We start from the raw sequence: 9,835 nt of genomic DNA on the forward strand, positions 1-9,835 counted from the left end.
CCTCGGCCAGGCGCACGACCTGGCCGCCCTTGAGGTCGATCGCGGGGAAGATGATCAGGCTCACGAAATCCTCCCTCGCGAAGCGGGAGTTTTGGGTTGGATTGCCCCCGGCAATCCAAGATCGTGCCGGGGGCACGATCGACCCAAAACTGTGGCGAGCGCAGCGAGACGGAGGGGGGCTATCCGCGAGCGCAGCGCTTGTGGCGCCCCCTCCACCGTTCGCTGAATGCTCACGGTCCCCCTCCCCCGGTTCCCGGGGGAGGATTTGTTGTCTAAACCCGCCACGACAAAAACCTTTCCAGCAGCGCCAGCCCGTAGCGCTGGCTCTTTTCCGGGTGAAACTGCACGCCGAGCAGATTGTCGCGCCCGATTGCCGCAGTGACCGCGCCGCCATGTTCGGTCGTGGCCAGCACATCGCCACCATCAAAGGCATAGGAGTGCAGAAAATACGCCTCGCCCGGCGCGATCAGCGGGTGCGGGGCGGTGGGCACGACGTCGTTCCATCCCATGTGCGGCACCTTGGCGTGCGGGTCGCTCGGGGTAAGCTGTCGCACCGTCCCGCGCACCCAGCCGAGCCCGGCATGGACCCCATGTTCTTCGCCCGCATCGGCCATCAATTGCATCCCGACGCAAATGCCGAGGAACGGCACGCCGTCCGCCCGCACGCGCTGTTCCAGCGCCTCGACCATCCCCGGCACGGCGCGCAAAGCGGCGGCACACGCCCCGAACGCGCCGACACCGGGCAGAACGATGCGGTCGGCCTTCGCAACGGCGGCGGCATCGGCGGTGATCAGCACGTCGCTCGCCCCCGCCGCTTTCAGCGCATTAGCGACCGAATGCAGGTTCCCCGCGCCATAATCGATCAGGGCGAGGGTCATTCTAAATCTCCCCTCCCTGGAAGGGAGGGGGCGGGGGTGGGTTGGTGTGGGGCAGGTGCTGCGTTCGACAACAGGCCGACCCACCCCCAGCCCCTCCCTTCCAGGGAGGGGAGCATTAGAGCGTCCCCTTGGTGCTCGGAATCACCCCCGCCTTGCGCGGATCGAGCTCGACCGCTTCGCGCAGAGCGCGCGCGACGCCCTTGAACGCCGCCTCGGCGATATGATGGTTGTTCGCGCCGTACAGCGTCTCGATGTGCAGCGTGACCCCGGCTTCCTGCGCGAAGGAATGGAAGAAATGCTCGAACATCTCGGTATCCATCTCGCCGAGGCGCTTTTGCGAAAACGCGGTCTTCCACACCAGGAACGGCCGCCCCGAAATGTCGATCGCAACGCGCGTCAGCGTCTCGTCCATCGGTGACAGCGCATCGGCATAGCGCCGGATGCCGCGCTTCTCGCCCAGCGCCTTGAGGATCGCCGCGCCGATTGCGAGGCCGGTATCCTCGACCGTGTGATGCTGGTCGATATGCAGGTCGCCGACGGTCTTGACGTTGAGGTCGATCAGCGAATGCCGCGACAGCTGTTCGAGCATGTGATCGAAGAAGCCGATCCCGGTCGAAATCGTGTACGCGCCGGTCCCGTCGAGGTTGACGGTCACGTCGATCGAGGTTTCGCTGGTGCGGCGGCTGATGGTGGCGGTGCGCGCGGAGGTGGTCATGCCGACCCCAATAGCGCGCTGGCCGACTCATGCAATCTTGACCGAAAGCGAAACCGCGCTACCCAAGGGCACATGAGCGATGGCCTTCCCGATAGCTTGATTCCCTATGACGACATCGTCCAGGAGGCGCTGCGCGCGGTCGTCGGCCGCGTGCTCGGCTCGGTCGCGGCGAATGGCGGCCTGCCGGGCGATCACCATTTCTATGTGACGTTCAAGACGCAAGCGCCGGGGGTCGACATCCCCAGGCGCCTGATCGAACGCTTTCCCGACGAAATGACGATCGTCATGCAGAACAAATATTGGGATCTCGTCGTCGATGACACGCGCTTTTCGGTCGGGCTGAGCTTCAACCAGATCCCGTCGAAACTGATCATCCCCTATTCGGCGATCACCGGGTTTCACGATCCCGCGGTCAATTTCGAACTGCGCTTTCAGGCACAGGAAGGCCCCGATGGCCCCGAGCCGCATGATGAAGCCGAAAATGACGGGCCGACGCATGTGCCGGTCGAGGATGGCTCGAACGTCGTCGCGGTGGATTTCAAAAGGAAGAAGTAGGAGCGAGCCGCGCACGCTGCGCGGCGGTCGCGCAGCGACGCGAACGCCCGGCCGGCGCGGCTCGCCGCGTCCGACGAGTTTCAGGTAAACGATGCTCCGCATCGTTTAGGTCATGCCGGGGGCATGACCGACCTGAAACTGGATTTACTCCCGTGACGGAGCGATCCGGGTCGAACGTTGGTTGTTGGTGGCAAGCTGCCGTTACAGCCAAGGATACTCTTTTATTTTCTGGTAAAGATCGGTCCAATCCGCAGGAACCGGATTCTTCAAAGCATACTCGTCCTGCTCGTTCGCCGACAGTTTTGAATACCAGCGATAAAACCGGTCATAATAGCCTTCACCCGCACCCATCCGCCACCCGATTGAGGAGGCTGGAATATCGGGGAACACTGTCCAAGGCGGCTTCATAGACGCGAGGTATCGCGACGGCGCAATGTCCGCAACTGGGCGAAAGCCGAGATCCGAATCCAGAGGACACAGGCAACGCTGTTCTATACCCACCACCCTGCGCTACACGCGTCGTCGTGCGACGCGCCCTGACCCTGCTCCTTCTCCCCAGCGCTACTTCAGCCCGCCGCCAACACGCCGTTGGTGTGACTCGTGTGACTTTAGCGCGCGCCGCCCGGAGGTGACCATGCCCGAAACCCGCACCGAAACCGATTCGCTCGGAGCCATCCAAGTCCCGGCCAGCGCCTATTGGGGCGCGCAAACGCAGCGTTCGATCGAGAATTTCCCCTTCCCGGCGAGCGAGCGGATGCCGATCGCGATCATCCACGCGCTTGCTTTGGTGAAGCAAGCCGCCGCGCGGGTAAACCGCAGCCACGGTCTTCCTGCCGAAATCGCCGATGCGATCGAGACGGCGGCGGCGGAGGTCGTCGCGGGCCGGCACGATGACCAATTCCCGCTCGTCATCTGGCAGACCGGCAGCGGCACGCAATCGAACATGAACGTCAACGAAGTGATCGCCGGGCGCGCCAACGAACTGCTCACCGGCACGCGCGGCGGCAAGGTGCCGGTCCACCCCAACGATCACGTCAATAGGAGCCAGTCGTCGAACGACAGCTTCCCGACGGCGCTGCACGTGGCGGCGATGTTAGGGATCAGGAAGCTTTGGAAGTCGCTGGACCGGCTTCACGCCGCTTTGGACGCTGCCTCCCGCGAATGGATCGACATCGTCAAGATTGGCCGCACCCATCTTCAAGACGCCACGCCGCTGACGCTCGGGCAAGAGTTTTCGGGTTATGCCCAGCAGATTCGCGACGCGTATCAGCGGATTCAAGCGGTCACGCCGCGCTTGTCGCGCCTCGCCCAAGGCGGAACGGCGGTAGGCACAGGATTGAACGCGCCGCCCGGCTTCGGTGAAAAGTTTGCGACCGAAATCTCCGCGTTGCTCGATTGGCCGTTCACCAGCGCCGAGAACAAGTTCGAGGCACTCGCGTCGAACGACACGCTGGTCGAAGTGTCGGGCACCCTCAACACGCTCGCCGTCGCGCTCACCAAGATCGCCAACGACATTCGCTTGCTCGGCTCCGGCCCGCGCGCCGGGATCGGCGAACTCCACCTCCCCGAGAATGAACCCGGCAGCTCGATCATGCCCGGCAAGATCAACCCGACGCAGTGCGAAATGCTGACGATGGTTGCGGCGCAAGTGATCGGCAATCACATGGCGATCACGGTAGGCGGGATGCAGGGTCACCTCGAACTCAACGTGTTCAAGCCGATGATCGGCGCGGCGGTGTTGCGCTCGATCGATTTGCTCAGCGTCGGCATGACGAGCTTCGCCGAGCGTTGCGTTGAGGGGATCGAGCCGAATCGCGTGCGTATCGCTGAACTCGTGGACCGCTCGCTGATGCTCGTCACCGCGCTCGCGCCCGAGATCGGCTATGATAACGCTGCGAAAATTGCCAAGCATGCGCTCGCCGAGGGGCTGACGCTGAAAGAGGCGGGGCTTGCGCTGGGGCTGGTCGACGCCGCGACGTTCGATCGGCTGGTGCGCCCCGAAACGATGGTGTGATGCGGCGTTGACGGGTGCGCCGCTCTTGACGCGCGTGGCGCGTCCGCGCCAAGGGCGGTCATGGCCGACCATCGATCTTCCCAGCCCAAGAGCTTCAAGCGCCGCGGGCTGATGTTCGTTCTGTCCTCACCGTCGGGCGCGGGCAAATCGACGATCGCCAACCGGCTGCTCAAGGAAGAGCGCAACAAGCTCAAAATGTCGGTGTCCTACACCACGCGCCCGCCGCGCCCCGGCGAGGTCGAGGGCAAGGACTATCACTTCGTCGACAAGGAAACCTTCCGCGGCATGGCGGAGGACGACCAGTTCCTCGAATGGGCGCGCGTGTTCGATCAACGCTATGGCACGCCGCGCGATACCGTGTTCAAGGATCTCGAGACCGGCCAGGATATCCTGTTCGACATCGATTGGCAGGGCGCACAGCAATTGTTTCAGCTGGCCGGCGGCGATGTTGTCCGCGTCTTCATCCTGCCGCCCGGCCTCAAGACGCTGCGCCAGCGGCTCGAGGATCGCGCGACCGATACGCAGGACGTCATCGACCGCCGCATGGACCGCGCGCTCGCCGAAGTGAGCCATTGGGACGGCTATGACTATGTCCTGGTCAACGACGATCTCGACGATTGCTACGACTGCGTCCAGACGATCCTGACCGCCGAGCGGCTCAAACGTTCACGTCAGCGCGGGATGATCGGCTTCATCCGCCGGCTCCCTGAGAAATAGGCTGGCCGAGAAATAGGCAGCGCACCCCGGCAGCGAAATCGCGCTGCCGCGCTTCGATCCCCGCGGCGGCGAGCGGATCGCGGCCCCAGCGTTCGGCCTGATAGTCCTCATCGAGCGTGATGGCGTCCCACACCTGTTCGGGCGTCGCTGCGCCCTCGGCCAGCGCGAGCGCGGCGATCAGCGACCCCCCGATCGTGACGATCGGCGACAGCGCGGCGAGCGCAAAGGCATCGCGCGCGGCAATCGCCGCACTCAGCCGTGCGAGCGTGGCGGCGGGTTGCGCGCGATGCAGGATCCCGGTCGCGGTCTCGATTTGCACGTCGTAGCGCGCCCGCGCCCAATCGAGCAGCGGGTCCCATGCCGCACCTTGCCGCGCGACAAGGTCGTCGGGCGCATCGGCGCGATAGCAGAGCAGGTCGCTCTCGGCATAGGCGGCCAGGCCGCGCGCAAACAGCGCCGGGTCCGCGCCGACCCGGTCGATCGCCGCATTGGCGAGGCCGGTCAGCGGCATCGCGCGCGGATCGATCTCGCCGGTGACCGCGCGCCATTCCGCCGCGACCGCCTCGGCCAGCGCGTCGGTCGGCAGCGCCAGCGCGACGCGCCCCGGCGTGCGTACCGGCTTGCCGTCGAGATAGACCGCACGGTTTTCGTCGAGGGTGACGGTGGTCCAGAAACGTTTCATTCGTCCCCCGGCGGCGTCCGCCAGCGGCGCGCGAGCGCGCGTGGCACAATCGCGATCATCAGCAGCGCCGACAGCACCAAAGCGGTGCCGACCACCTTTGGCACCGTCGCATCGGCGCGCGCGATCAGCACTAGGCCGAGCAGCGCCCCCGCCGACCCACCGATCCGCGCCGCTACGATCGCGAAATAGCGGTTGCGCACTTGGCGGTCGGGGTCGGTCACGGTTTTGCTCTCCTAACCGCGCACAAGCCGGGGCAGCGCAGCCACCGCATCGGCGATGGCGTGCGCGCCCGCAGCCGTCAGCTCGTCCACAGGGTGATAGCCCCAGGCGACGCCAAGCGCGCGTGCCCCCGCCGCGCGTGCCATCAACATGTCATAACTCGTATCGCCGATCATCACCGTTGTGGCGGGCGTTGCGCCCGATTCGGCCATCGCTGTCTCGATCATGGACGGATGCGGCTTCGACGGATGCCGGTCGGCGGTCTGCAGCGTCACGAAACGCGTGGCGATCTTGTGATGCGCGAGGATGTGCGTGAGCCCGCGATCGGATTTGCCCGTGGCGACGCCGAGCACCCAGCCATCGGCCTGCAGCATGTCGAGCACGTCGATCATGCCCTCGTACAGTGGCTCCTCGGTCATGGCGCCTGCGGAGCGCATACGAAAGAACGCCGCCTTGTAATCTTCGGCAAGGCTGCGGTGCAGGCCATCCTCGCCGCCGGGATGCAGCGTGCGCATCGCCTCGACCAGGCTCAACCCGACGATCCGCCGGATCGCCGCACGCGGCGGCGCGGCGATCGCGGCCAGCTTGAATGCTTCCTCGACCGACCGACAGATATTGTCCTGGCTGTCGACCAGCGTCCCGTCGCAATCGAAGAGCGCGAGCTTGTTCATCGCGCCATCGCCTCCGTGGCCGCAAAGGCGAGCATCGACGCATCGTCGGCGAAGCGGAAGGCGCGATTGGGATGCATCTCAGCTCAGTCCGACGACCCGCGCCGCCGCCGTTCGCCCTTGCGGTCCTTGCGGACGGTCTTGGCGTGCTGCCGCGCTTGCTGCTTCTTCACCGCGCGTGTTGGCGGCGGGGGCGATTCGAGCGGCATCGTGTTGCCGAGCATTTCGTCAAAGCCGAGTTGCTTGAGGCTTTCGGCAAAGTGCGTCGGCAATTCGGCCTGCACGTCGATCGCGCCGCCATCGGGATGGTCGATCCGGATGCGGCGCGAATGGAGATGCATTTTGCGGCTGATATTGCCGGTCAGAAACGCCGCCTGCCCGCCATATTTGCCATCGCCGACGATCGGATGGCCGATCGCCGCGAGATGCACGCGCAGCTGATGCGTGCGTCCGGTATAGGGGATCAGCTCGAGCCAGGCGGTGGTGGTGCCGGCCATTTCGATCACGCGGTAGCGCGTGCGCGCCGGGCTGCCTTCCTTTTCGTCGATATGCATCTTTTCGCCGCCCGATCCCGGCTGCTTGCCGATCGGAAGTTCGATCATGCCATCCTCGATCGAGGGCACGCCGACGACCAGCGCCCAATAGGTCTTCCGCGCGGTGCGCGAGGAGAAGGATTTGGAGAAATACGCCGCTGCCCGCGCGGTGCGCGCGATCAGCAGCGCGCCGCTGGTATCCTTGTCGAGCCGGTGGACGAGCTTGGGGCGACCGTCCATCTCATCCTGCAGCGCGTCGAGCAGACCATCGACATGCTCGATCGTCTTGGTGCCGCCTTGCGTGGCGAGGCCGGGCGGCTTGTTGAGCACGATTGCCTGCGCATCGCGGTGGATCACCATCTCGCGCGCAAAGGCGATTTCGTCGTCGGAGAGCGGCGGGCGCTCGCGCTTGACCGGCGCATCGACGCGGACGGGCTCAGCCGGCGGGACGCGGATCGACTGGCCGGTGACGACATGGTCGCCGGGCTTGGCGCGCGCACCATCGATCCGGAGCTGCCCGGTCCGCGCCCATTTGGCGACGGTGGTATAGCTCGTGTCGGGCAAATGCCGCTTGAACCAGCGGTCGAGCCGGATCCCGTCATCATCGACGCCGACGTTGAACTGGCGGACGTCGGAGGTCGCCTTGGTGGGTGCGACGCTCATGCCGCCACCCGCACGAGCGTGAGGCCCGCGAACAGCGCGATGACCGATCCGATCACCGACACCAAGGCATAGCCGAGCGCCACGCCGAGACTGCCGCGCTCGATCATCGTCACGACGTCGAGCGAGAAGGCCGAGAAGGTCGTAAACCCGCCGAGCACACCGACGCCGAGGAGCAATCGCCACGTCTCGCTGGCATTATGACGGGCGAGCACGCCGACAAGCACGCCCATGGCAAAACCACCGACGAGGTTCACCGTCAGCGTGCCATAAGGAAAATCCGGGCCGAACCCGCGAAGCGTTGCGCGCCCGACGAGAAAGCGCGCGGCAGAGCCGAGCGCGCCGCCCGTCATGACAAAAAGAAGTTGGTACATCGGGCGCTGTTAGCGCGAATTGCAGGCTTTGAGAACCTAGGGCGGAATCGTGCCCGCTCAGCCGCCGTTATTCGCCACCAGATCAACGTCGGTTCCGCCGTCGCGACGCCCGGTCAGGAACAACACATACGCCCCGCCATCGCGGTCGCGCGTGCCACCGAGCGTATGCTCGGTCCCGTCGGACTGATGCTCGGCCGAATAGCCGCTGATCGTGACGCGGGTGTAATACCAGTCGAGCACGGTCTGCAGTTGGGCCGAGGTCGAAAAGGTGACCGCGCGCAAATGGCAGGCATCGGTATCGGCACCCGCCGCTTCGACCACGCGCGCCCCGGGATAAAGCGGCACATCGGCGGGCAGCCGCTCGGCCCAGCGCGCCGAATAGCGCATCGCCCCGGCACAGCCGCTGGTGCGCTTGTCCTTCTGTCGTGAGGCGAGCGCGCCGAGCGTGAGCGATTCGCGCGCCGCCTGGCATCCGGGGCAATCCTTGGACGCAGGCGCAGGGGCTGGTTTGAGCGTCTCGCTCGTCGCAGCGCCCGCAGATGCAGCACCACCCGGCGGCTGCGCGATGCCGACCGGGGGCACGCCGCCCGAATAAGGCTGCGCGGGCGGGCGGACGCTGTCGGCATTGGCTTGCTGGGCGAGCGCGGGATCGACCATGATCTGATCGTGCAAGGCGCTGGTCATCGCCGGATCGCTGGCGTTTGTGCCGCCCGATCCGGCCTCGACCAATTCATTGTCGAGCGAATCAAGATTGCGATCGTCGTCGCGCTTGCCGCACGCCAGCAAGGCAAGTGGCAACATGAGCACGCCCAAAGTCCGGAAACGCGTGAGACCCATCGACCCGAAAGCTCCAGTAAGGCGCATCTCTTGCACGGGTTTGGGTTAAAAAAGCGTTTGGGATCGGATCGATGCGTGTGTTGCCTTGCTAAAACGCTGTCGGTTCGGCATGTTCAGATCATGGGCATGATCGTCAACATCGTTTCGATTCTGGTGGGCCTCGTCGCGCTGCCGGTGGCATTGGTCGGGCTGGTACCGTTTTTCGGGCTCGCCAATTATCTGGCCATCCCGATCGCGGTGGTGGGGGCGGCGATCGGCATGTTGTCGGGCCATCGGACGGGTCGAAACTTCAACCTGTTCGTCATCATCGTCGCGGTCATCCGCCTGTTTCTGGGCGGCGGCCTGATTTAAGGCGAACGGCCCGACGCAGGCGCGCCGGGCCTTCCAGTCCTTACGTCAGCGGCACTGCACCTGGCCGCGATCGATCGAGCGGCCGAGCAAGGCGCCCGCTCCACCGCCGAGCAGCGTGCCGAGCGTGCGCGATCCGCCGCCGGCCAGCGAATTGCCGAGCAAACCGCCCGCCAGCCCGCCGATGATCAGCCCGGTCGTCCCGTCGCTGCGGCGGCAATAATAACGATTGTCGCCACCGCGATAGATGCGATCGTCGCGACCCAGGCGGCGGGCCCGATACTGGCCGTCGGCGCGATAATAGCGGTCGGCATAATAGGTCCGCTGGCCATTTTCGAAGCGGTTGTAATCGTAATTGCGATACTGCCGCCAATCGCGTTGGCGATCGTTTCGTTGATCACGGCGGTCATCGCGACGGTCGGCGCGCACATCCCGTCGGTTGTCGCGGCGGTCGTCGCGGCGGTCGTCACGCCGATCTTCCCGGCGATCATCGCGACGTTCCCGCGATTGTGCCGAGGCGGGGACCGCCGACAGCGCGGTGGCCGCGATCGCAGCGAGGAGGATAAGTTTGCGCATGGGAAATGCTCCTGGGTAATCCGTGGTGGATTACCCAGGAGAACCGTCCGCGGGGCGCG

The 9,835-nt window shown here is 65.4% G+C and carries 14 protein-coding genes; 4 read left to right on the top strand and 10 right to left on the bottom strand.

What is annotated here, in order from left to right; genetic code table 11:
• Positions 1-272 precede the first annotated feature (272 nt).
• Entirely contained in the window at positions 273-878 is a 606-nt protein-coding gene (gene hisH / locus ABWP09_RS10215; RefSeq protein WP_353205038.1) for an imidazole glycerol phosphate synthase subunit HisH, read from the bottom strand.
• A 115-nt stretch (positions 879-993) separates the two neighbouring features.
• Positions 994-1,593 carry an imidazoleglycerol-phosphate dehydratase HisB gene (hisB, locus tag ABWP09_RS10220; protein ID WP_353205039.1) on the bottom strand — a complete coding sequence of 200 codons (600 nt, stop codon included), beginning with the start codon at positions 1,591-1,593 and terminating at the stop codon, positions 994-996.
• 72 nt (positions 1,594-1,665) lie between these two features.
• On the opposite strand from hisB, the gene ABWP09_RS10225 reads away from it, so the two are divergent.
• Complete coding sequence (locus tag ABWP09_RS10225; RefSeq protein WP_353205040.1) at positions 1,666-2,148, top strand: SspB family protein; 483 nt, start codon at positions 1,666-1,668, stop codon at positions 2,146-2,148.
• Between the two features lie 201 nt (positions 2,149-2,349).
• On the opposite strand, the gene ABWP09_RS10230 is transcribed toward ABWP09_RS10225, so the two are convergent.
• Positions 2,350-2,556, bottom strand: a complete 207-nt coding sequence (locus ABWP09_RS10230) for a hypothetical protein (RefSeq protein ID WP_353205041.1) — start codon at positions 2,554-2,556, stop codon at positions 2,350-2,352.
• 226 nt (positions 2,557-2,782) lie between these two features.
• On the opposite strand from ABWP09_RS10230, the gene fumC reads away from it, so the two are divergent.
• Positions 2,783-4,162 carry a class II fumarate hydratase gene (gene fumC, locus ABWP09_RS10235; protein ID WP_353205042.1) on the top strand — a complete coding sequence of 460 codons (1,380 nt, stop codon included), beginning with the start codon at positions 2,783-2,785 and terminating at the stop codon, positions 4,160-4,162.
• A 60-nt stretch (positions 4,163-4,222) separates the two neighbouring features.
• A complete protein-coding gene (gmk, locus tag ABWP09_RS10240; protein WP_353205043.1) occupies positions 4,223-4,879 on the top strand; it encodes a guanylate kinase in 657 nt (218 codons plus the stop codon).
• Here the strand turns inward: gmk and ABWP09_RS10245 are convergent.
• The 6 genes from ABWP09_RS10245 to ABWP09_RS10270 form a co-directional block, all read right to left on the bottom strand.
• Positions 4,854-5,561 (bottom strand): ATP12 family chaperone protein, encoded by a 708-nt coding sequence (locus ABWP09_RS10245; protein ID WP_353205044.1) that lies wholly within the window; start codon positions 5,559-5,561, stop codon positions 4,854-4,856. The two genes, gmk and ABWP09_RS10245, sit on opposite strands and share 26 nt — an antisense overlap.
• Positions 5,558-5,782 carry a hypothetical protein gene (locus ABWP09_RS10250; protein WP_353205045.1) on the bottom strand — a complete coding sequence of 75 codons (225 nt, stop codon included), beginning with the start codon at positions 5,780-5,782 and terminating at the stop codon, positions 5,558-5,560. The genes ABWP09_RS10245 and ABWP09_RS10250 overlap by 4 nt, the downstream gene beginning before the upstream one ends.
• Positions 5,783-5,794: 12 nt before the next feature.
• Positions 5,795-6,451 (bottom strand): HAD-IA family hydrolase, encoded by a 657-nt coding sequence (locus tag ABWP09_RS10255; RefSeq protein WP_353205046.1) that lies wholly within the window; start codon positions 6,449-6,451, stop codon positions 5,795-5,797.
• 83 nt (positions 6,452-6,534) lie between these two features.
• A complete protein-coding gene (locus tag ABWP09_RS10260; RefSeq protein WP_353205047.1) occupies positions 6,535-7,644 on the bottom strand; it encodes an RluA family pseudouridine synthase in 1,110 nt (369 codons plus the stop codon).
• Positions 7,641-8,015 carry a fluoride efflux transporter CrcB gene (gene crcB / locus ABWP09_RS10265; RefSeq protein ID WP_353205048.1) on the bottom strand — a complete coding sequence of 125 codons (375 nt, stop codon included), beginning with the start codon at positions 8,013-8,015 and terminating at the stop codon, positions 7,641-7,643. The genes ABWP09_RS10260 and crcB overlap by 4 nt, the downstream gene beginning before the upstream one ends.
• Positions 8,016-8,072: 57 nt before the next feature.
• Positions 8,073-8,816 (bottom strand): hypothetical protein, encoded by a 744-nt coding sequence (locus ABWP09_RS10270; RefSeq protein WP_353205052.1) that lies wholly within the window; start codon positions 8,814-8,816, stop codon positions 8,073-8,075.
• A 156-nt stretch (positions 8,817-8,972) separates the two neighbouring features.
• On the opposite strand from ABWP09_RS10270, the gene ABWP09_RS10275 reads away from it, so the two are divergent.
• Entirely contained in the window at positions 8,973-9,203 is a 231-nt protein-coding gene (locus ABWP09_RS10275; protein ID WP_353205049.1) for a hypothetical protein, read from the top strand.
• Between the two features lie 45 nt (positions 9,204-9,248).
• Here ABWP09_RS10275 and ABWP09_RS10280 read toward each other — a convergent pair whose 3' ends face one another.
• Positions 9,249-9,776: a glycine zipper 2TM domain-containing protein gene (locus ABWP09_RS10280; protein WP_353205050.1), complete on the bottom strand. Its 528-nt coding sequence runs from the start codon at positions 9,774-9,776 to the stop codon at positions 9,249-9,251.
• Positions 9,777-9,835 lie beyond the last annotated feature (59 nt).

Source organism: Sphingomonas sp. (assembly GCF_040398505.1).
In the GTDB taxonomy this organism is placed as follows: domain Bacteria; phylum Pseudomonadota; class Alphaproteobacteria; order Sphingomonadales; family Sphingomonadaceae; genus Sphingomonas.

Excerpts from the sequence above, each read along its gene's own strand:
- crcB (WP_353205048.1), bottom strand. The coding sequence starts at position 8,015 with ATGTACCAACTTCTTTTTGTCATGACGGGCGGCGCGCTCGGCTCTGCC.
- hisH (WP_353205038.1), bottom strand. The coding sequence starts at position 878 with ATGACCCTCGCCCTGATCGATTATGGCGCGGGGAACCTGCATTCGGTC.
- fumC (WP_353205042.1), top strand. The coding sequence starts at position 2,783 with ATGCCCGAAACCCGCACCGAAACCGATTCGCTCGGAGCCATCCAAGTC.
- ABWP09_RS10230 (WP_353205041.1), bottom strand. The coding sequence starts at position 2,556 with ATGAAGCCGCCTTGGACAGTGTTCCCCGATATTCCAGCCTCCTCAATC.
- ABWP09_RS10280 (WP_353205050.1), bottom strand. The coding sequence starts at position 9,776 with ATGCGCAAACTTATCCTCCTCGCTGCGATCGCGGCCACCGCGCTGTCG.
- ABWP09_RS10260 (WP_353205047.1), bottom strand. The coding sequence starts at position 7,644 with ATGAGCGTCGCACCCACCAAGGCGACCTCCGACGTCCGCCAGTTCAAC.
- ABWP09_RS10270 (WP_353205052.1), bottom strand. The coding sequence starts at position 8,816 with ATGTTGCCACTTGCCTTGCTGGCGTGCGGCAAGCGCGACGACGATCGC.
- gmk (WP_353205043.1), top strand. The coding sequence starts at position 4,223 with ATGGCCGACCATCGATCTTCCCAGCCCAAGAGCTTCAAGCGCCGCGGG.
- ABWP09_RS10245 (WP_353205044.1), bottom strand. The coding sequence starts at position 5,561 with ATGAAACGTTTCTGGACCACCGTCACCCTCGACGAAAACCGTGCGGTC.
- ABWP09_RS10255 (WP_353205046.1), bottom strand. The coding sequence starts at position 6,451 with ATGAACAAGCTCGCGCTCTTCGATTGCGACGGGACGCTGGTCGACAGC.
- ABWP09_RS10225 (WP_353205040.1), top strand. The coding sequence starts at position 1,666 with ATGAGCGATGGCCTTCCCGATAGCTTGATTCCCTATGACGACATCGTC.
- ABWP09_RS10275 (WP_353205049.1), top strand. The coding sequence starts at position 8,973 with ATGGGCATGATCGTCAACATCGTTTCGATTCTGGTGGGCCTCGTCGCG.
- hisB (WP_353205039.1), bottom strand. The coding sequence starts at position 1,593 with ATGACCACCTCCGCGCGCACCGCCACCATCAGCCGCCGCACCAGCGAA.